This window comes from Stenotrophomonas sp. CASM106 (assembly GCF_049384825.1).
Taxonomy (GTDB): Bacteria; Pseudomonadota; Gammaproteobacteria; order Xanthomonadales; family Xanthomonadaceae; genus Stenotrophomonas; species Stenotrophomonas muris.
The window spans coordinates 103,023-121,125 of the sequence record NZ_JBMRFS010000011.1 but is presented as its reverse complement, the minus strand read 5'-3'; the positions used below and the strand labels follow the sequence as shown (position 1 = coordinate 121,125).

General features: G+C 67.1%; 19 protein-coding genes and 4 tRNA genes. 9 read left to right on the top strand and 14 right to left on the bottom strand.

Annotated features, from left to right (window positions below):
• Positions 1–314: 314 nt before the first annotated feature.
• The 10 genes from VG556_RS19815 to VG556_RS19770 form a co-directional block, all read right to left on the bottom strand.
• Positions 315–391: transfer RNA gene (locus tag VG556_RS19815), tRNA-Arg, on the bottom strand.
• Positions 392–423: 32 nt separating this feature from the next.
• A tRNA-Arg gene (locus VG556_RS19810) sits at positions 424–500 on the bottom strand.
• Positions 501–558: 58 nt separating this feature from the next.
• Positions 559–635, bottom strand: a tRNA-Arg gene (locus tag VG556_RS19805).
• On the bottom strand, positions 626–1,552 hold the full coding sequence (locus tag VG556_RS19800) for an alpha/beta fold hydrolase (protein ID WP_100449795.1): 927 nt from the start codon (positions 1,550–1,552) through the stop codon (positions 626–628). Before VG556_RS19800 ends, VG556_RS19805 begins: the two co-directional genes overlap by 10 nt.
• Entirely contained in the window at positions 1,549–2,358 is an 810-nt protein-coding gene (thiD, locus tag VG556_RS19795; RefSeq protein WP_046429932.1) for a bifunctional hydroxymethylpyrimidine kinase/phosphomethylpyrimidine kinase, read from the bottom strand. Before thiD ends, VG556_RS19800 begins: the two co-directional genes overlap by 4 nt.
• A 107-nt stretch (positions 2,359–2,465) precedes the next feature.
• On the bottom strand, positions 2,466–3,134 hold the full coding sequence (locus VG556_RS19790) for a YoaK family protein (protein WP_049406125.1): 669 nt from the start codon (positions 3,132–3,134) through the stop codon (positions 2,466–2,468).
• A 12-nt stretch (positions 3,135–3,146) separates the two neighbouring features.
• The gene (locus VG556_RS19785; protein ID WP_014646741.1) at positions 3,147–3,653 is read right to left on the bottom strand and encodes a hypothetical protein; all 507 of its coding nucleotides are present in this window, start codon (positions 3,651–3,653) and stop codon (positions 3,147–3,149) included.
• Positions 3,650–5,050, bottom strand: a complete 1,401-nt coding sequence (locus VG556_RS19780; RefSeq protein ID WP_014646742.1) for a PhoH family protein — start codon at positions 5,048–5,050, stop codon at positions 3,650–3,652. Before VG556_RS19780 ends, VG556_RS19785 begins: the two co-directional genes overlap by 4 nt.
• Positions 5,051–5,134: 84 nt before the next feature.
• Positions 5,135–5,614, bottom strand: coding sequence for a peroxiredoxin (locus VG556_RS19775; RefSeq protein ID WP_014646743.1), 480 nt, complete (start codon positions 5,612–5,614; stop codon positions 5,135–5,137).
• A gap of 91 nt (positions 5,615–5,705) precedes the next feature.
• Positions 5,706–6,290 (bottom strand): glycine cleavage system protein R, encoded by a 585-nt coding sequence (locus VG556_RS19770; protein ID WP_227864548.1) that lies wholly within the window; start codon positions 6,288–6,290, stop codon positions 5,706–5,708.
• Between the two features lie 139 nt (positions 6,291–6,429).
• On the opposite strand from VG556_RS19770, the gene dapA reads away from it, so the two are divergent.
• Together dapA and VG556_RS19760 are read left to right on the top strand one after the other, a co-directional pair.
• A complete protein-coding gene (dapA, locus tag VG556_RS19765; protein WP_032960833.1) occupies positions 6,430–7,323 on the top strand; it encodes a 4-hydroxy-tetrahydrodipicolinate synthase in 894 nt (297 codons plus the stop codon).
• A gap of 32 nt (positions 7,324–7,355) precedes the next feature.
• Positions 7,356–7,871 (top strand): hypothetical protein, encoded by a 516-nt coding sequence (locus VG556_RS19760; protein ID WP_100449796.1) that lies wholly within the window; start codon positions 7,356–7,358, stop codon positions 7,869–7,871.
• Positions 7,872–8,058: 187 nt separating this feature from the next.
• Here VG556_RS19760 and fdxA read toward each other — a convergent pair whose 3' ends face one another.
• The gene (gene fdxA / locus VG556_RS19755) at positions 8,059–8,382 is read right to left on the bottom strand and encodes a ferredoxin FdxA (RefSeq protein WP_005409054.1); all 324 of its coding nucleotides are present in this window, start codon (positions 8,380–8,382) and stop codon (positions 8,059–8,061) included.
• Positions 8,383–8,562: 180 nt separating this feature from the next.
• Here fdxA and VG556_RS19750 point away from each other — a divergent pair, with 180 nt between their 5' ends.
• The gene (locus VG556_RS19750) at positions 8,563–9,987 is read left to right on the top strand and encodes a sugar porter family MFS transporter (protein ID WP_100449797.1); all 1,425 of its coding nucleotides are present in this window, start codon (positions 8,563–8,565) and stop codon (positions 9,985–9,987) included.
• Between the two features lie 371 nt (positions 9,988–10,358).
• Here the strand turns inward: VG556_RS19750 and VG556_RS19745 are convergent.
• A tRNA-Glu gene (locus VG556_RS19745) sits at positions 10,359–10,433 on the bottom strand.
• A 52-nt stretch (positions 10,434–10,485) separates the two neighbouring features.
• Between VG556_RS19745 and pcnB the strand changes: the two genes are divergently transcribed.
• The 6 genes from pcnB to pgi all read left to right on the top strand — a co-directional run bounded on the left by pcnB (position 10,486) and on the right by pgi (position 16,093).
• Positions 10,486–11,865, top strand: coding sequence for a polynucleotide adenylyltransferase PcnB (gene pcnB / locus VG556_RS19740; RefSeq protein ID WP_100449798.1), 1,380 nt, complete (start codon positions 10,486–10,488; stop codon positions 11,863–11,865).
• A gap of 3 nt (positions 11,866–11,868) precedes the next feature.
• On the top strand, positions 11,869–12,354 hold the full coding sequence (gene folK / locus VG556_RS19735; RefSeq protein ID WP_100449799.1) for a 2-amino-4-hydroxy-6-hydroxymethyldihydropteridine diphosphokinase: 486 nt from the start codon (positions 11,869–11,871) through the stop codon (positions 12,352–12,354).
• Between the two features lie 34 nt (positions 12,355–12,388).
• Entirely contained in the window at positions 12,389–13,204 is an 816-nt protein-coding gene (panB, locus tag VG556_RS19730; RefSeq protein WP_014646749.1) for a 3-methyl-2-oxobutanoate hydroxymethyltransferase, read from the top strand.
• Positions 13,201–14,040, top strand: coding sequence for a pantoate--beta-alanine ligase (panC, locus tag VG556_RS19725; protein WP_014646750.1), 840 nt, complete (start codon positions 13,201–13,203; stop codon positions 14,038–14,040). The genes panB and panC overlap by 4 nt, the downstream gene beginning before the upstream one ends.
• Before the next feature lie 161 nt (positions 14,041–14,201).
• On the top strand, positions 14,202–14,582 hold the full coding sequence (gene panD / locus VG556_RS19720) for an aspartate 1-decarboxylase (protein ID WP_014646751.1): 381 nt from the start codon (positions 14,202–14,204) through the stop codon (positions 14,580–14,582).
• Positions 14,579–16,093 carry a glucose-6-phosphate isomerase gene (gene pgi, locus VG556_RS19715; protein WP_049406249.1) on the top strand — a complete coding sequence of 505 codons (1,515 nt, stop codon included), beginning with the start codon at positions 14,579–14,581 and terminating at the stop codon, positions 16,091–16,093. The genes panD and pgi overlap by 4 nt, the downstream gene beginning before the upstream one ends.
• Positions 16,094–16,254: 161 nt before the next feature.
• Here pgi and VG556_RS19710 read toward each other — a convergent pair whose 3' ends face one another.
• Positions 16,255–16,824 carry a response regulator transcription factor gene (locus VG556_RS19710; RefSeq protein WP_012510702.1) on the bottom strand — a complete coding sequence of 190 codons (570 nt, stop codon included), beginning with the start codon at positions 16,822–16,824 and terminating at the stop codon, positions 16,255–16,257.
• Positions 16,821–18,047 (bottom strand): ATP-binding protein, encoded by a 1,227-nt coding sequence (locus tag VG556_RS19705; protein WP_032960817.1) that lies wholly within the window; start codon positions 18,045–18,047, stop codon positions 16,821–16,823. The genes VG556_RS19710 and VG556_RS19705 overlap by 4 nt, the downstream gene beginning before the upstream one ends.
• Between the last annotated feature and the right edge of the window lie 56 nt (positions 18,048–18,103).

Below are 18,103 nucleotides of genomic sequence, written 5' to 3'. Positions count from 1 at the left end.
GGCGGTGTCGGAGTGCGGGGTGTCAGCCGCATGGGCCCGAGGCATGCCTCGGGCGGGTTGGGCAGGACGCCCAACCCCGGTCTTGCCGTGTGCGCAGGAAAGCGCACACGAGCAAGCGGCTGCCAAGTCTGCATGGACGTACTTGCGGGGTCCCCGCACTCCGACACCGCCCCGCCAACCCACGGAATGCGTGCTGCTGCTGTTGTCGTTGAGGTTGCCGGCCAGCGGCCGGCACTACCAGGGGTGCAGGGCGCAGCCCTGCCGAAAAACACGCATAAAAAAACAGCAGGCCGAGGCCTGCTGTTTCTGTGTAATGGTGCGCCCGGAGAGATTCGAACTCCCGACCGCCTGGTTCGTAGCCAGGTACTCTATCCAACTGAGCTACGGGCGCCAATTACATAAACTTGTTGTGCTGACTGTGTATGGTGCGCCCGGAGAGATTCGAACTCCCGACCGCCTGGTTCGTAGCCAGGTACTCTATCCAACTGAGCTACGGGCGCGCGGTACACAATCAAATTTTACTGCATTTCCAGCGGCGGATGCTGAAAACCTGTCGAGTGGTGCGCCCGGAGAGATTCGAACTCCCGACCGCCTGGTTCGTAGCCAGGTACTCTATCCAACTGAGCTACGGGCGCCCTGCGACAGGAGCGGAATTATGCGGATGTCGGCGCGTACCGTCAACAGTTTTGTGAAAATTTTCATCCAACTGAATGAAAAAGCGGTCCGCCACAGCGTCAGGGGCCTTCAGCCAGGCGAAATGATCGGCGCGCGTGCCCAGTTCCTGCGCCGACAGCACGCGCAGCTGCGCGTCCACATTCGGCAGCTTGGCCAGCAATGCCTGCATCGATCCGGTCGGTGCCAACCAGTCGTGTTCCATCAACACCGCCTGCGCGCTGCCATGCACGCGCGCCATCTGTGCGTCGAGGTCTTCGTCCATGCCGGCCGCGGCATAGTGGTTGTTCAGGCCCACGCGCGCCCAGTCGGCGATCAGTCCGCGCGCTTCGGTGCCGCCGAAGCCGAGGCGCCGGCCATGCAGTACGCCCTGGCGCTGTGCGATCCACGGCAGGAAGCGGTAGACCAGCGGCAGCAGCCAGCCGCGCGGTGGTGGGAAGCCACGCCAGAACGGTGAGCCGCTGGCCGCCAACCACAAGCGGTTGAAGTGCTGCGGATTGCGGCCGGCATGCACGCAGGCCAGCTGACCGCCGAGGCTGTGGCCACCGATGATCCAGGGCAGCGCGCCGGCCTCGTCATCCGCCGCGACAAGGACCGCCTGGCTGGTGGGCAGATCCTGTTCGAGTACCTCGCGATAGCCCCAGTCCTGCGTGCGCGACGGCCGCAGTGAGCTGCTGCCATTGCCGCGCCACTCGTGCAGGTACACCGCCACGCCCTTCGCCGCCAGCGCCTGCGCCAGCGGCAGGTAGTGGCGAGCGGCCACGCCCAGTGCAGGCAGCCACAGCAGGCGCGCGATGGGCTGTGCAGGCACGCAGGCAATCACTTCGTAGCGATGGCCATCAGCGCACTGCACGGCGAGGACGTCCGGTGTGAGGCTCATGCGTGTGGTGCCGCGCCGAAGTGATCGAGCACCAGCACCTCGCTGCGGCCGGGGGCATAGCCCTGCTGCAGGCCGCGTGCAACGTAGTCGATACCGGCTTCGCAGGCATTGGCCAGGCTCAAGCCGTTGCACAGTTGCGCGGCGATGGCCGAGGCCAGCGTGCAGCCGGTGCCATGTGCGTCCAGCGGCAGGCGGGCATGGATGAATTCTTCGCTGCTGACGCCGTCGAAGTAACGATCGATCACGCGGTTGCCTTCCTGCAGATGGCCACCTTTGAGCAGCACCGCACCTGCACCCAGGTCGAGCAGGGCGGAGGCCGCCCGTTCGGCGTCATCGCCGTTGCCGATCTTCCGTCCGACCAGCAGCTCTGCTTCCGGCGTGTTCGGGGTGATCAGCGTGGCCAGCGGGATCAGCCGCTCGCGCATCGCCTGCAGGGCGCTGTCTTCCAGCAGGCGCGCGCCGCTGGTGGCGACCATCACCGGGTCCAGCACCACGTGTGGCGGGCGATGGCGCTCCAATGCATCGGCGACGGCATTGATCACCTCGGCGTTGGCCAGCATGCCGAGCTTCACCGCGTGGATGTCGAAGTCGTCGAAGCAGGCGTCCAGTTGCGCGCGCAGGAAATCGATCGGCGGCACATGCACGGCGATGACGCCGCGGGTGTTCTGCGCGGTCAGTGCAGCAATCGCGGAGAGGCCGTGCACGCGATGCGCTGCAAAAGCCTTCAGGTCGGCCTGGATGCCGGCACCGCCGCCGGAGTCGGAGCCGGCGATGGTCAGGGCGGAAACGGGAGTGGTCGGGCTCATCCAGCGATTGTGCCGTGGTCACCGTAAAGGCGGTAGCGTCGCCGCTGATAGATGGGGTCAGATCCCTTTGCCGCAGGAAAAGGGATCTGACCCCTGGAGCGCCGCCCTCAATGCCGCCAACGCGCCCACTGCTGGTACAGCACATAACCCAGTCCGGTCAGGCCGGTGAGCAGGGCCGGGGCGAGCAGGGCGTCGTACTGCCAGCGCACGAACAGCCAGGCGCCGAGGATGCCGCCGGCGAGGAAGCCGCTGATGATCAGGCCGCTGAGGGTCAGTCGTCGCACCTGCAACGGCAGTCCGCGCAGCAGGTGGCCCAGGCCGATGCCGAGGTCGGTGAACATGCCGCTGAGGTGGGTGGTGCGCACCACCGCGCCGCTGAAAGTGGTGGCCATTGCATTCTGCAGGCCGCAGGCCATGGCGGCGGCCAGTGCGCCCCAGATCTGGTGCCGTTCGAACAGCGGAATGGACACCAGCAAAAGAGCCGATTCCAGCGCCAGTGCCACGCCGTAGCGTCGGCCCAGCTGCAGGGTGCTGTCCTGGATCAGCAGGCCGCTGAGCATTGCGCCCAGCGAGAACGCGATCAGCAGTCCCCACAGGTGGCCGACCGCGCGCCAGTCACCCTGGGCCAGTGCCATGCCGAGCTGGCTGGTACTGCCGGTCATGTGGCTGACCGCCTGGTGCTCGAAACCGAGGAAGCCGACCACGTTGACCATGCCGGCCACGCACGAGAGCGCGACCGCGCCGATCCAGACCCAGGTGGGCAGGCGTATTCCCATCGGCGGGGCCCCTCAGGGCCCGCCGAAGCCGCCGTTGAACTGCAGCTCGCTGAAGGTGTTGCTGGCCGGGTCGAACACCGCGCCCCAGAACTGCGCGCCGCCATCGCAGACGCGGATCGCTTCGCGGGCCGGATTGATGCCGCTGTCGTCGGGCAGGTGGAAGGCATTGATGTAGATCAGCCGTCGGCCTGCGCTTTCGATGCCGACGTACTGCCGGTCAAAGTCGAGCACCTTCGGCACCTGGGCCTCCAGCGAAGACAGATTCGCTTCCAGCTGGTCGATCTGCTGCCGGCTGGGTGCCCAGTAGCCGCTGACCCGCCCGGCCTCGCGGCCGGGGCTGGGCCGCGAGCAGGTGTCGAGCACCTGCGCGGCGATGATCGGGCGGGTGACCACCCAGGACTGGCCGGTGCGCTCGGCGGTGGGCACACTGGCCGGGCCGCGCGTAGTGGTGCAGGCGCCCAGCACGGCTGCGAGGGTGATTGCAGCCGTGGGCAGCAGCAGGCGGGTGCGGCGGTTCACAACACCTCCGAAGCGTAATCGGCCAGGCGCGAACGCTCGCCACGGCGCAGGGTGATGTGTGCACTATGCGGCCAGTTCTTGAAGCGATCCACCGCATAGGTCAGGCCCGAGGTGGTCTCGGTCAGGTACGGGGTGTCGATCTGCTCGACGTTGCCCAGGCAGACGATCTTGGTGCCGGGGCCGGCACGGGTGATCAGCGTCTTCATCTGCTTCGGGGTGAGGTTCTGCGCCTCGTCCAGGATCAGGTAGCGCGACAGGAACGTGCGGCCGCGCATGAAGTTCATCGAGCGGATCTTGATGCGGCTGGCCAGCAGGTCGTTGGTCGCCTGGCGCCCCCACGTGCCGCCTTCCTGGTTGTGCGTGAGCACTTCCAGGTTGTCGGTCAGCGCGCCCATCCACGGCGTCATCTTCTCTTCTTCGGTGCCGGGCAGGAAACCGATGTCCTCGCCGACGCTGACCGTGGCGCGGGTCATGATGATCTCGCGGTAGCGCTGCTGGTCCATCGTCTGCGCCAGGCCGGCGGCCAGCGCCAGCAGGGTCTTGCCGGTGCCGGCGGTACCCAGCAGCGTGACGAAGTCGATCTCCGGATCCATCAGTGCGTTGAGGGCGAAGTTCTGCTCGCGGTTGCGTGCGCTGATGCCCCACACGGCGTGGCTGCCGTGGCGGAAATCATCGACCAGCGACAGCACCACCTTGCCGTCACCGACCACGCGGCTGACGCGCAGCTCGACTTCATCTTCGCCGGGCAGGTAGACGTACTGGTTCGGGTACCACTCCTCGCCGTCCTGCGCCTGGATTTCGTAATGGGTACGGCCCTTGTCGCTCCAGCTGCGCAGGTCGTCGCCGTGGCGCTTCCAGAAGTCTTCCGGCAGCTCGGTAGCGCCGGTGTAGAGCAGGCTGAAATCGTCCAGCGCGCGGTCGTTCTCGTAGTCCTCGGACACGATGCCGGCGATGGCGGCCTTGATCCGCAGGTTGATGTCCTTGGAGACGAACACCACCGGCAGGTCGGGGGTTTCTTCCTTCAGGGCCAGGATCGCGCCGAGGATGGCGTTGTCCGGGATCACCTTGCCGAAGCTCTTGCCAGCGTCGAAATGGCTGGTCTGGAAGCGCAGCTTGCCGGCGCTCTGCTTGCCGCGCAGCTGCAGCCCATTCGGGCGCTGCAGCGGAATGCCGTCGGCCAGGTTGTCCAGGCCGGAGGCCTGCACCAGCTCGTTGAGGAAGCGGCTCACCTGGCGGGCGTTTCGGCTCGCTTCGGAGGTGCCCTTCTTGCCGTTGTCCAGCTCCTCGATCACCTGCATGGGCAGGTAAACGTCGTGCTCCTCGAATTTGAACAGCGCGGTCGGATCGTGCATCAGCACGTTGGTATCCAGCACGTAGATGCGCTTGCCTCGGGTCATCGTCGATTCCTGGTTACGGACAGGGAAAAACCACCACGGCCTGCTGCCTGGCAGGGTGATGGCAGACACAGTAGGCAGTGGGACTCACTTGGACTGGGAGGCCTTCAGTTCGGCGAGAACGGCATCGGCATGGCCGGCGACCTTGACCTTGCGCCAGGACTGCACGATGCGGCTGTCGGGGGAAATCAGGAAGGTGCTGCGTTCGATGCCACGTACCTGCTTGCCGTACATGTTCTTCATCTTGATCACGTCGAAGGCGCTGCACAGCGCTTCGTCGCCATCGCTGACCAGGGGGAAGCCGAAGCCCTGCCTGGCACAGAAATTGTCGTGCGACTTCACCGAATCGCGCGAGACGCCCAGCACGACCGCGCCGGCCTTCTTGAACTTCGGCAGCAGCGCGTTGAAGTCGATACCTTCGGTGGTGCAGCCGGGAGTGCTGTCCTTGGGGTAGAAGTACAGCACCAGCCACTGGCCGGCATAGTCGCCGAGGGTGGCCTGGTCGCCACCGGACAGCGCCAGCGGCAGGGAGAGGGTGGTGCTGTCCAGGGTATCGCCGTTGTTCATGAGGTCCTTCTGTCGAGCCTGGGTTCTTTCCAAGACAATTGCATGAAACGCCACGCGCCCGTGAGAGGCGCGCGAAAAATCAGGAATTCATTCAGAACTTCATCGGGTCCATGATCGCGTCCAGGTTCAGGTGGTCGCAGAACTCAAGGAAATCGTCGCGCAGCGCGGCGATGTGCATGTTGGCCGGCACGCCGATGGTGACCTGTGCACTGAACATTTCCGCACCGGTCTGCATGGCGCGGTAGCGCGTGCTCTGCAGGTTCTCGATGGTGATGCCCTGGCGGTCGAAGAAATCGGCCAGCTGGAACAGGATGCCCGGCTTGTCGGCGGCGATCACTTCGACGATGTACGGCAGCAGGTTGGACTGCGCCTGCTTGGCGGCGGTGCGGTACCAGACCAGCTTCAGGCCCTCCTCGCGCTCCAGCCGGGTCAGCATCGCCTCGAGCTTGGCCACCGAGTCCCAGGAGCCGGTGGCCAGGGCGGTGACCGAGACATCGCGGCCGACCGTGGCCAGGCGTGCGTCCACCAGGTTGCAGCCGCTGTCGGCGATGCGGCGGGTGACGGACAGCAGGGGGGACTCCGGATGCGTCGTATAGGCGTTGATCAGGAGGTGGTTTTCGCTCGGCGCGGGGCGCGGGGTGGTGTCGGTCAAGGCGATTCCGGGTAATGCATGCATGAGTCTGAATGCCCGCCAGAGGCGGGGATCCACCGGTGTCCAGCATACTTGCCCGTGCTTTCGCGCCGCAAGTAACATTCAGGCCGCCCCCAGCCTTTCGTGGCGGGCGTTTCCCTTCCCAGCCAAGAGCAGCACGTCCTTGTCCCTTTCCGGCCTCATCACCGCGCTGGCGACCCCGTTCCGGGCCGACGGCGCCCTCGATCCCGATGGTTGGCAGCGCCTGCTGCACCTGCAACTGGAGGGTGGCGTCCATGGCGTTGTCGTGGCTGGCTCGACCGGCGAAGCGGCGACCCTGACCGATGCCGAGTACGACCAGCTGCTGGCCAGCGCCGTCGAACGCATCGGCGGCCGCATTCCGGTCATGGCCGGTACCGGCCTGTCGGGTACCGCCAAGACCATCGAACAGACCCGCCGTGCCGCCGCCCTTGGCGCCAGCCACGCGCTGGTGGTCACCCCGCCGTACGTGCGGCCGACCCAGGCTGGCCTGATCGCGCACTACCGCGCGGTGGCCGACCAGGGAGGGCTGCCGGTCGTGCTGTACAACGTGCCCGGCCGTACCGGCTGCGACATGCAGCCGGAGACCGTGGCCGAGCTGGCCAGCCACCCCAATATCGTCGGCATCAAGGAAGCGGTGGGTGACACCGGCCGGGTGCAGGCGCTGCTGGCGCTGCGCAGCCCGACGTTCGCGGTGCTCAGTGGCGACGACGGCACCGCCGCGCGTTCGATCCGGGCCGGCATCGATGGCCTGATCTCGGTCGGTTCCAACGTGCTTCCGGGCGCGTATCGCCGGATGTGCGAGCTGGCTGCCGCGCACGACCACGAAGCCACCGAGTCGTGGGACGCGCGCCTGCATCCCTTCCATGATTTCTGTGGCGTCGAACCCAACCCGATCCCGGTCAAGGCGCTGCTGCGCCGCATCGGCATCGGCCATGACCTGCGCTTGCCGCTGCTGCCGCTGTCGGCAGCACATCATCCCGCGGCCGACCACCTTGCCGGCGACATCGCCGCCCTCGAAGCCCTTTCCAGCCACTGACCTTCCGTCTTGGTCTGACCCAGGAGATTCACATGCGTCAATCCGTTTCCACTGTCCGCGTGCTGTCCTACGCCCTGCTTGCTGTAGCTGTTGCGGCCGGCACCACCGGCTGCTTCAAGCGTGGCGTCAAGGGCGACTACGCCCTGGCCCCGGAAATGCGCCCGCTGGAAGTACCGCCGGACCTGAACCTGCCCAACGCCACCACCGACAACAAGGTGCCGACACTGGCCTCGGCCACCAAGCCGGCGGCGCCGGTCGCCGCAGCCCCGGCGGTGGGCAACACCGGTTTCACCATTGCCGGTGGCAAGGATGAAGCCTTCGCCAAGGTCGGTACCGCACTGGAAGGCGTGGAAGGCGTGACCATTGCCAGCCGCGCGCAGCTGCTGGGCTCGTACGACGTGGCCTACGAAGGCAGCAACTTCCTGGTCCGCGTGGTGGCGGTTGATGCAGGTGCCTACGTCTCCGCGGTCGACCCGCGTGGCCTGCCGGCCACCGCCGAAGCGCCGGTGAAGCTGATCGCCGCGCTGAAGGCGAAGCTGGCTCAGTAAGGGCCGCCCTGGTAGAGGCCGACCTTGGTCGGCGCTTCCGTGCCAACCAAGGTTGGCACCTACCGGAAGACGTGCCTTGGTAGAGGCCGACCTTGGTCGGCGCTTTTGTGCCAACCAAGGTTGGCACCTACCGAGAACAGAAAAGGGCGCCATGGGCGCCCTTTTTCGTTGCCGCCGCGGGCGCTTCTCAGCGCTCCAGCAGCTTCAGCTTGTCCGGCTTGCCGTCCCATTCGCCGGCGTCGGCGGGCGGGTCCTTGCGCACGGTCAGCACCGGCCATTCCTTCGCCAGCTCGGCATTGAGGGCAACGAAGCCTTCCTGGCCGGCGGGGACGTCGTCCTCGGGGAAAATCGCGTTGACCGGGCACTCCGGCTCGCAGAGGGTGCAGTCGATGCACTCATCCGGGTCGATCACCAGGAAGTTCGGGCCTTCGTGGAAGCAATCCACGGGGCACACTTCCACGCAATCGGTGTGTTTGCACTTGATGCAGTTTTCGGTGACGACAAAGGGCATGGGCTGGGGGTGGATCGATTCCTGAACCCGCCAATTCTAGAACAGGTTGGCCCCCGGTGTCGGGATGGGGCGGAAAACGGGCGTCTGGCAGGCGCGGCCATTGGCGGCACGGCAGGGCGTGTGCGAGGCTGCGCGACAACCGGTCCTGGTGGCCGGGCTCCCTTCCCAGCAGGATCGTCCATGTCCCAGGCCCCGTCCCGCACCGCCTCCCACGGTGGTGAAAACACGGCGTTCATCGTCCTGATCAGTTGCGTGGCCACGCTTGGTGGCTTCCTGTTCGGCTTCGACAGTGGTGTCATCAACGGCACGGTCGATGGCCTGCGCCAGGCCTTCAACTCCAGCGAGGCGGCGCTGGGTTTCGAAGTTGCCTCGATGCTGCTGGGCTGCGCGGTCGGTGCCTTCCTGGCCGGTTGGTTGGGCGACCGCCTGGGGCGCCGTGGTGTCCTGATCGTGTCCGCGCTGATGTTCCTGGTCTCGGCGCTGGGCGCCGGGGCGGCCCACGCGTCCTGGCTGTTCATCGCGGCCCGCGTGCTGGGCGGCTTTGCGGTGGGGGCGGCCAGCGTGATGTCACCGGCCTACATCGCCGAAGTCGCCTCGGCGCGCTATCGCGGCCGGCTGGCCACGGTGCAGCAGATGGCCATCATCTGCGGTTTGTTCGCGGCCTTCCTCAGCAATTACCTGCTGGCCCGCGCCGCCGGCGCCTCGACCGAGCCGCTGTGGCTGGGCCACGAAGCCTGGCGATGGATGTTCTGGATGCAGGCGCTGCCCTCCGCGCTGTTCCTGCTGTTGCTGCTGGTGATTCCGGAAAGCCCGCGCTTCCTGGTGCTGAAGGGCCGCCAGGGGCAGGCGAGGGCGGTGTTGTCGCGACTGTACGGCGAGGCCGCTGCCCGGGCCAAGCAGGCCGAGATCGAAGCCAGCCTGGCACAGGACCAGCACAAGCCGCGCTTCGGCGACCTGCGCAGCAGGGCTACCGGCAGGCTGCGCCCGATCCTCTGGGTGGGCATCGGCCTGGCCATGTTCCAGCAGCTGGTCGGCATCAACGTGGTGTTCTACTACGGCGCGGTGCTGTGGCAGGCGGTGGGCTTCTCTGAAAGCGACGCACTGCTGATCAATGTGCTGTCCGGCGCGCTGAGCATCGGCGCCTGCCTGCTCACCGTGCTGCTGATCGACCGCATCGGGCGCAAGCCGCTGCTGTGGGTCGGCTCGGTCGGCATGTTGGTGGCGCTGGTGCTGATGGTGGTGGCGTTTGCCAGCGGCAGCCTGGCCGGCGGGCGCCTGCAGCTGTCCGATGGCATGGGGCGGCTGGCGCTGGTCGCCGCCAATGTCTACGTGGTGTTCTTCAACATGTCCTGGGGCCCGGTGATGTGGGTGATGCTGGGCGAGATGTTCCCCAACCAGATCCGCGGCCCGGCGTTGGCTGTTGCCGGTGCGGCGCAGTGGACGTCGAATTTCGCGATCACCGTGACCTTTCCGATGCTGCTGGCCGGCATCGGCCTGGCCGGGGCCTATGGCATCTATACGGTGGCGGCGATCCTCTCGATCGTCTTCGTGGTCCGCTACGTGCGCGAGACCAAGGGCAAGGAGCTGGAGCAGATGGAAGGCTGACGGCGACTGGCTTCGGTTGCGTTCCGTTGGCGCCTGCTTGTCCAGAGTGTGAGGGGGCAGGCTGATCTGGCCCCCTCCGGACAGTTTCATGGTGCGTGCAGATGCGGCGAAGCGCTGGTCGGTTGTTGCCGCAGCTGGCGGGAAACCGTCCAGAGTCGGTGGGGTCACCCAGGGCAGGACCGTTGGCGCCAAGGATGGCGCCATCGAGCCCCCATGGATGGGTTCACGGCGTGTCCTGCCCTGGGTGACCCCACCGGCTCGAGCCGATTGCAGGGAGGCGCCAAAGCGACCAACCCGACCGCAATCACTGCAATCCCGGAAAACAGAAAAGCCCGCACAAGGCGGGCTTTTTCGGTTCCTGCTGCGGCGACTGGCGCTCCCTAGGGGACTCGAACCCCTGTTTTAGCCTTGAGAGGGCCACGTCCTAACCACTAGACGAAGGGAGCGTAACTGTGTCGCTGCCGAGGCAGGAGCGCTAGTATATGCACCTCGATGCCATTGGGCAATCCCGAAACTTCAACCGGAAGCGCCAACATCATTTCCTCTGCTACATCACCGTTCAGCCTGCGCGTCATCCCGCGCGACCAGCACACGATCTCCCGCAAGGACATCAGCCCGAACGCCCTGCGCGTGCTTTACCGCCTGCGCGATGCCGGCTTCGGCGCCTACCTTGTCGGCGGCGCGGTGCGCGATCTGCTGGTCAATGGCCAACCCAAGGATTTCGACGTGGCCACCGACGCCACGCCCGAGCAGGTCAAGCAGCTGTTCCGCAACTGCCGCCTGATCGGCCGCCGGTTCCGCCTCGCCCACGTAGTGTTCGGTCGCGAAATCATCGAAGTCGCCACCTTCCGTGCCAACAGCGATGACGGCAGCGGCGACCGCGAGATGGAAAACGGCATGCTCGTGCGCGACAACGTGTACGGCACCATCGAAGACGACGCCATCCGCCGCGACTTCACCTGCAACGCCCTGTACTACGCCATCGAGGACTTCTCGGTGCGCGACTACACCGGTGGTTTCGAGGACGTGCAGGCGCGCCTGATGAAGCTGATCGGCGACCCGGTGCAGCGCTACCAGGAAGACCCGGTACGCATGCTGCGAGCGGTGCGCCTGGCGGCCAAGCTCGGCTTCCAGATCGAAGAGGGTACTGCCGCGCCGATCCCGCACCTGGCCGGCCTGCTCAACGAAGCCGCGCCAGCGCGCCTGTTCGAGGAAGTGCTCAAGCTGTTCCTGTCCGGACACGGCGTGGCCAGCTTCGAAGGCCTTGAGCGTTACGGCCTGCTCGACGTGCTGTTCCCGGAAAGCGCCAAGGCGCTGAAAGCCAACCGCACCGGCGCGCTGCGCCGCATGCTGGTCGAGGGCCTGGCCAATACCGATGCGCGGGTGGCCAACGACGAACCGGTCTCGCCGGCGTTCCTGTTCGCGCTGCTGCTGTGGCCGGCGTTCTGCCGTGCACAGGCGACCCTGCTCAAGCAGGGCGTGGCACCGGAAGAGGCGCAGCGCCGCGCCGCCGACCGCGTCACCGTGCAGCAGTTGAGCACCATCGCGCTGCCGCGCCGCTTCTCGCTGCCGATGCAGGAAATCTGGCTGCTGCAGTCGCGCTTCAGCTCGCGCCAGCGCAAGCGCGTGTTCCGCACCCTGACTCATCCGCGCTTCCGTGCCGCGTTCGATTTCCTCAGCCTGCGCCAGGTGGCGTCGTCCGAGCACGCCGCCGATGTCGAGTTCTGGCGCGAAGCGCAGGCGCAGTCCGGTCGTGAGCTGGAATCGTCGCTGGATGCGATGCACAGCGAAGATGGCGATGACGAGAGCGGAGCGCCGCGCAAGCGCCGCCGTCGCCGCCGTCGTCCGGGTGCCCCGGCCGGTGCAGCGGGCGAGTAGGCGATGACCCTTGCCTGGATCGGCCTCGGCGCCAACCTCGGCGACGCGGCCGCCACCGTCGGCGCGGCGATTGCCGCGCTGGACGGCCTGCCCGGGACCCGGCTGCGCCAGGCCTCGCGGCTTTACGCAACGCCGGCCTGGGGCAATGAAGACCAGCCGCCGTTCGTCAATGCGGTGGCCTCGGTCGAAACCACCTTGCCGGCCGATGAGCTGCTGCAGGCCATGCTGGCGCTGGAGCAGCGCTTCGGTCGCACGCGTGATCCGGCAGTGCACTGGGGCCCGCGCGCGCTGGACCTGGACCTGCTGCTGTATGGCGCGCAGGCGCTCGACCAGCCTGGGCTGAAGGTGCCGCATCCGTACCTGCACGAGCGTGCCTTCGTGCTGGTGCCGCTGGCCGAAATCGCGCCGGAACTTACAATTCCTGGCCATGGACGCGTGCAGGATGCAGTGATGCAGGTCGATGCCTGCGGGATCGCGCCGATAGGGTGATAATGCCCGGGTTATCTCCCCCGGTTATCAGCACATGAGCACCCACGCAGACAGCAAGCCCTGGACCGTTCCCGCCCTGGCCGAGGCCAAGCGCAATGGCCAGAAGCTGGTCATGTTGACCGCCTACGACGCCGGCTTCGCCCGCACCTTCGATGCCAACGGCGTCGATCTGATCCTGATCGGCGATTCGCTGGGCATGGTCGTGCAGGGTCATGATTCGACCCTGCCGGTGACCGTGGCCGACATGGTCTACCACACCCGGGCCGTGGCCCGCGTGCTGCAGCGTGCGCTGCTGGTGGCCGACCTGCCGTTCGGCGCCGATGCCACCCCGGAACGCGCGCTGGATGCCTCGCTGCAGCTGCTGCAGGCCGGTGCCGAGATGGTCAAGATCGAAGGTGCCGGCTTCAAGGTCGACATCATCCGCTACCTGGTCGAGCGCGAGATTCCGGTCTGCGCGCACCTCGGCCTGACCCCGCAGTCGGTGCTGCGACTGGGCGGCTTCAAGATCCAGGGCCGCGGCGATGCTGCGCGCCAGCTGGTGGAGGACGCCAGGGCCGTGGCCGCCGCAGGCGCCAGCATCATGGTGCTCGAATGCGTGCCGACCCCGGTCGCTGCCGAAGTGACCGCTGCGGTGGATGTGCCGACCATCGGCATTGGTGCTGGCCCGCAGTGCGATGGCCAGGTGCTGGTGCTGCACGATTTCCTCGGCCTGGACAGTGGCCATCGCCGTCCCAAGTTCGTCAAGGATTTCCTTGCCGAAGGTGGCTCGGTGGCCGGTGCCACCCGTGCCTTTGCCGACGCGGTGCGCGACGGCAGCTTCCCCGACGAACAGCACGCCTACGCCCAATGATCCAGACCTTCAACGAGCTCGGCGCGTTGCGCGAGCAGATCGCCCAGTGGAAGCGTGAGGGCCTGCGCGTGGCGCTGGTGCCGACCATGGGCAACCTGCATGGGGGGCACCATTCGCTGGTGACCCTGGCCCGCCAGTACGCCGACAAGGTGGTGGCGAGCATCTTCGTCAATCCGACCCAGTTCGGCCCCAACGAGGATTTCAGTCGCTACCCGCGCACGCCCGAGGCCGACGTGGCCGGGCTGGAGCAGGTCGGCTGCGATGCCGTGTGGCTGCCCAGCGTGGAGACGATGTATCCGCTGGGCGTGGACAGGACCACGCGCATGCACGCGCCGGGTGTCAGTGAAGTGCTGGAAGGCGCCAGCCGCCCGGGGCACTTCGATGGCGTCTGCACGGTGGTGGCGCGCCTGTTCCTGCAGGTGCAGCCGGACGTGGCCGTGTTCGGCCGCAAGGACTACCAGCAGCTTGCCGTGATCAGGCAGATGGTGGCCGAGCTGTCGTTCCCGATCCAGATCGTCGGTGCTGAGATCGTGCGCGACGAGGATGGCCTGGCCAAGAGTTCGCGCAACCAGTACCTGAGCGACGAACAGCGCCCGGTCGCGACCACCATCCACCGCACCCTGCTGGGCATGCGCGAGGGCTACGTGGCGGGGCAGGCACGTGATCGCATCGAAGCCGACGCCACGGCCGCATTGCAGGCAGCCGGGTTCCAGGTCGACTACGCGGTGCTGCGCACCCCGGAGCTGGCCGAGCCGACCTTCGACGGCGGTGGCCGCGTGGCGCTGATTGCCGCGCGCCTGGGAACCACCCGGTTGATCGACAACCTGGAGTTCTGAGTTCCGGCGGCGCCGCGCGATGCATGGGGTCAGATCCCTTTTCCAGGGGAAAAGGGTTCTGACCCCGGTTTCACCGCCTACCTGAACAGGTTGCCGGCCGTGATGCCCCGCGCTGCGCGGGTGCTAGAATCCGCTCTTTCCTTTGCCGTTGCAGCGCCCCCATGCACCTGTCCCTGCTCAAGACCAAGATCCATCGCGCCACCGTCACCCATTCCGAGCTGAACTACGAAGGCTCGATCGCCATCGATGACAACCTGCTGGCTGCCACCGGCATCCGCGAGTTCGAGCAGGTGCACATCTGGGACGTGACCAATGGTGCGCGTTTCTCGACCTATGCCATCCGCGCCGAAGCCGGCAGCGGCGTTGTCTCGCTCAACGGTGGCGCTGCGCGCCACGTGCAGGTCGGTGACATCATCATCATCGCCGCGTTCGCCAGCATGACCGAGCAGGAAGCTGACAGCTTCAGGCCGAAGCTGGTGTACGTTGATGGCAACAACCAGATCACCCACACCAACGACACGATCCCGACCCAGGCCGCATGACAACGAACAACGGATTCGACTCGCTGCATTCCCACGCCCAGCGCCTGAAGGGCGCAAGCATTCCCAGCCTGCTCGCCGCCGAACCCGGCCGTGTACAGGAGCTGGCGCTGCGGGTCGGTCCGTTGTACGTCAATTTCGCCCGGCAGAAATACGATGCCGCGGCGTTGCAGGCGCTGTTGGCGCTGGCTGCCGAGCGTGATGTCGGCGGTGCCATCACGCGCCTGTTCCGCGGCGAACAGGTCAACCTGACCGAAGGGCGCGCCGCGCTGCATACCGCGCTGCGCGGCGATGTGGTCGATGCGCCGGTGGCGGCCGAGGCCTATGCCACCGCGCGCGGGATCCGCCAGCGCATGGGCGTGCTGGTGCGCGCGCTGGAAGACAGTGGCGTGACCGATGTGGTCAGCGTCGGCATCGGTGGTTCCGACCTTGGCCCGCGCCTGGTCGCCGACGCGCTGCGTCCGGTCAGCGGTGCGCGCCTGCGCGTGCATTTCGTCTCGAACGTGGACGGCGCCGCCATGCAGCGCACGCTGGCCACGCTGGATCCGGCCAAGACCGCCGGCATCCTCATCTCCAAGACCTTCGGTACGCAGGAAACGCTGCTCAACGGCCAGATCCTGCACGACTGGCTGGGCGGCAGCGAGCGCCTGTATGCAGTCAGCGCCAATCCGGATCGCGCCGCCAAGGCCTTCGCGATCGCCGCCGATCGCGTACTGCCGATGTGGGACTGGGTGGGTGGCCGCTATTCGCTGTGGTCGGCGGTCGGTTTCCCGATCGCGTTGGCGATCGGCTTCGAGCGCTTTGAGCAGCTGCTGGAAGGCGCCGCACAGATGGATGCGCATGCGCTGGATGCACCGCTGGAGCGCAACCTGCCGGTGCTGCATGGCCTGACCGACATCTGGAACCGCAACCTGCTGGGCCATGCCACGCATGCGGTGATGACCTACGACCAGCGTCTGGCGCTGCTGCCGGCCTACCTGCAGCAGCTGGTGATGGAAAGCCTGGGCAAGCGCGTGCAGCGTGATGGTGCGCCGGTCACCACCGACACCGTGCCGGTGTGGTGGGGTGGGGCAGGCACCGATGTGCAGCACAGCTTCTTCCAGGCGCTGCACCAGGGCACCAGCGTCGTTCCGGCCGACTTCATCGGCTGTGTGCACAACGATGATCCCTACACGATCAATCACCAGGCCCTGCTGGCCAACCTGTTGGCACAGACCGAGGCGCTGGCCAATGGCCAGAGCAGCGACGATCCGCACCGTGATTACCCGGGCGGGCGGCCGAGCACGCTGATCCTGCTCGACGCGCTGACCCCGCAGGCACTGGGTGCGCTGATCGCCATGTACGAACACGCCGTGTACGTGCAGTCGGTGATCTGGAACATCAACGCGTTCGACCAGTTCGGTGTCGAGCTCGGCAAGCAACTGGCCAGTGGCCTGCTGCCGGCGCTGCAGGGCGAGGATGTGGCGGTTGCCGATCCGATGACCCGCGAGATCCTGGCGCAGCTGAAGCGCTGATGCTCTGGTAGTGCCGGCCGCTGGCCGGCATCCAGGTGATGCTTCAATCGTTCATGAGGTTGCCGGCCAGCGGCCGGCGCTACCGCAGCAGATGGGTTGCCGGCCAGCGGCCGGCACTACCGCAGCGGATGGGTTGCCGGCCAGCGGCCGGCACTACCGCGTCACCGGCTCGGGTCGCGCTCCGGGCTTGGCCGCTTGGCCAGTTTGCGCTGCAGCGAGCGCCGGTGCATGCCGAGCAGGCGCGCGGCCGCTGACACATTGCCGCCGGTCTCGTGCATCGCCTGCTGGATGTGTTCCCACTGCAGGCGGCTGATCGGCGTCATCGCATCGGGCACTTCCATTTCGCCATCGTCGGCCGGGCCGTCGTCTTCCTCGCCGAGGGCGCGCAGGATCATCGGCACCGTGGCCGGCTTCGGCAGGTAATCATCCGCACCCAGCTTGATCGCCTCCACCGCGGTGGCGATGCTGGCGTAGCCGGTCACCAGCAGGATCCGCATGTCCGCGCGCAGCGCGCGCAGCGGCTGGATCAGTGCCAGGCCGGAATCGCTGCCCAGCTTCAGGTCGATCAGCGCGAACGCCGGTGGATGCTGCCGGGCCAGCGCCAGCGCACTGGCGGCATCCTGTGCGGTCTGCGTTTCAAGCCCCTTGCGGGCCAGGCTGCGTTGCAGGGTACGCAGGTACAGCTCGTCGTCGTCGACCAGCAGGCCCAGGGTGGAATGGTGAAGGCTCATGGGGTGTCCTCGCGTGGGGCCAGCGGCAGGCGGAAGCCGACGCGGCTGCCGGCCCCCTGGGCCGGGCGCATCCACATCTCGCCGTCGAGGCGTTCGATGGTGGCATGGGACAGGGCCAGGCCGACGCCCATGCCCTCGCTCTTGCTGCTGCCGAACAGCTTGCCCGGCAGCACGGCGGCACGGGCGTCGAAGCCATGGCCGTAGTCGCGGACTTCGCCGATCAGGTCGTCGCCTTCGATGCGCAGGTCCAGGTCCACGCGTGGCCGGCCGGCTTTCTCGCCGGCATCGGCGGCGTTGTTGAGCAGGACCATCAGCAGATGGCCAACGCCCGGGTCCAGCGGTAGCCGCAGTGGCGCATCATCGTTGCGGTGCAGGTCGATGGTCGGCCGCACCAGGCGCCATTGCTCCAGCACCTGCTGTGCGCTGGAATGGCTGCGGCCCGGTGCGTCGGCCGAGGCCGGAGCAGCCAGCGCCAGCACGCGCTCCCGGCACTGCACCAGCAGCTCGCGCAGGGTTTCCATGTCCTCGCGCACTTCCGGCTCTTCGCTGCGCTCGGCCACATCGTCGGCGAGCAGGGTCATGGTCGCCAGCGGCGTGTTCAGTTCATGCGCCACCGAGGCGGCATGGGTGGCCAGCGCGACGATGCCCTCGTTGCGGGCGAAGCGCTCGCGCAGTGCCGACAGTTCCAGTTCGCGCTCCCGCAGGGCCAGCGCCAGCCGGGTGGAGAAGGCCAGTACCACCGCGGCGGAAATCAGGAAGTTGGCGACCACGCCCCAGCGATTCAGGTCCTGCGCGCGGAAATAACCGTCCGGCAATGGCTGGCCGAAGATGCCGCTGGCGGCGTAGCCGAGCAGGCAGGCCAGTGCGACCGCCAGTGCCCAGCGCAGGGGCAGGGCGAACGCGGCCAGCGCGATCAGGATCAGGAACAGCGAGCTGAACGGGTTGGCCATGCCGCCGCTCCAGCCGACCATCCAGGTCAGGATGATCACGTCCACCAGGATGTGGCCGAACGCGGTCAGCGGTGCGGTGTCAGCCGCGTCCGGACGCAACTGGGTATAGATGTTGAACAGGGCCAGCACCGCCACGCCGGCCCATAGCGGCAGCTGCGGCAACGGCAGGCCCAGCACCCAGGTGGCAACCAGGATGGTGGCGGCCTGGCCGCCTACGGCAAGCCAGCGCAGGCTGCACAGGGTACGGAGAAACGGGGCGTCGGGACCGGTCATTCACGCTCATCGTATGCGTTCACGGGCGGCTGTGCCTGCGACAATCGGCCGCAGCC

Coding starts and splice junctions, on each gene's coding strand:
- VG556_RS19800 (WP_100449795.1), bottom strand. CDS start 1,552: ATGAGCCTCACACCGGACGTCCTCGCCGTGCAGTGCGCTGATGGCCAT.
- thiD (WP_046429932.1), bottom strand. CDS start 2,358: ATGAGCCCGACCACTCCCGTTTCCGCCCTGACCATCGCCGGCTCCGAC.
- VG556_RS19790 (WP_049406125.1), bottom strand. CDS start 3,134: ATGGGAATACGCCTGCCCACCTGGGTCTGGATCGGCGCGGTCGCGCTC.
- VG556_RS19780 (WP_014646742.1), bottom strand. CDS start 5,050: ATGACCCGAGGCAAGCGCATCTACGTGCTGGATACCAACGTGCTGATG.
- VG556_RS19775 (WP_014646743.1), bottom strand. CDS start 5,614: ATGAACAACGGCGATACCCTGGACAGCACCACCCTCTCCCTGCCGCTG.
- VG556_RS19770 (WP_227864548.1), bottom strand. CDS start 6,290: ATGCATGCATTACCCGGAATCGCCTTGACCGACACCACCCCGCGCCCC.
- VG556_RS19760 (WP_100449796.1), top strand. CDS start 7,356: ATGCGTCAATCCGTTTCCACTGTCCGCGTGCTGTCCTACGCCCTGCTT.
- fdxA (WP_005409054.1), bottom strand. CDS start 8,382: ATGCCCTTTGTCGTCACCGAAAACTGCATCAAGTGCAAACACACCGAT.
- VG556_RS19750 (WP_100449797.1), top strand. CDS start 8,563: ATGTCCCAGGCCCCGTCCCGCACCGCCTCCCACGGTGGTGAAAACACG.
- folK (WP_100449799.1), top strand. CDS start 11,869: ATGACCCTTGCCTGGATCGGCCTCGGCGCCAACCTCGGCGACGCGGCC.
- panB (WP_014646749.1), top strand. CDS start 12,389: ATGAGCACCCACGCAGACAGCAAGCCCTGGACCGTTCCCGCCCTGGCC.
- panC (WP_014646750.1), top strand. CDS start 13,201: ATGATCCAGACCTTCAACGAGCTCGGCGCGTTGCGCGAGCAGATCGCC.
- panD (WP_014646751.1), top strand. CDS start 14,202: ATGCACCTGTCCCTGCTCAAGACCAAGATCCATCGCGCCACCGTCACC.
- pgi (WP_049406249.1), top strand. CDS start 14,579: ATGACAACGAACAACGGATTCGACTCGCTGCATTCCCACGCCCAGCGC.
- VG556_RS19710 (WP_012510702.1), bottom strand. CDS start 16,824: ATGAGCCTTCACCATTCCACCCTGGGCCTGCTGGTCGACGACGACGAG.
- VG556_RS19705 (WP_032960817.1), bottom strand. CDS start 18,047: ATGACCGGTCCCGACGCCCCGTTTCTCCGTACCCTGTGCAGCCTGCGC.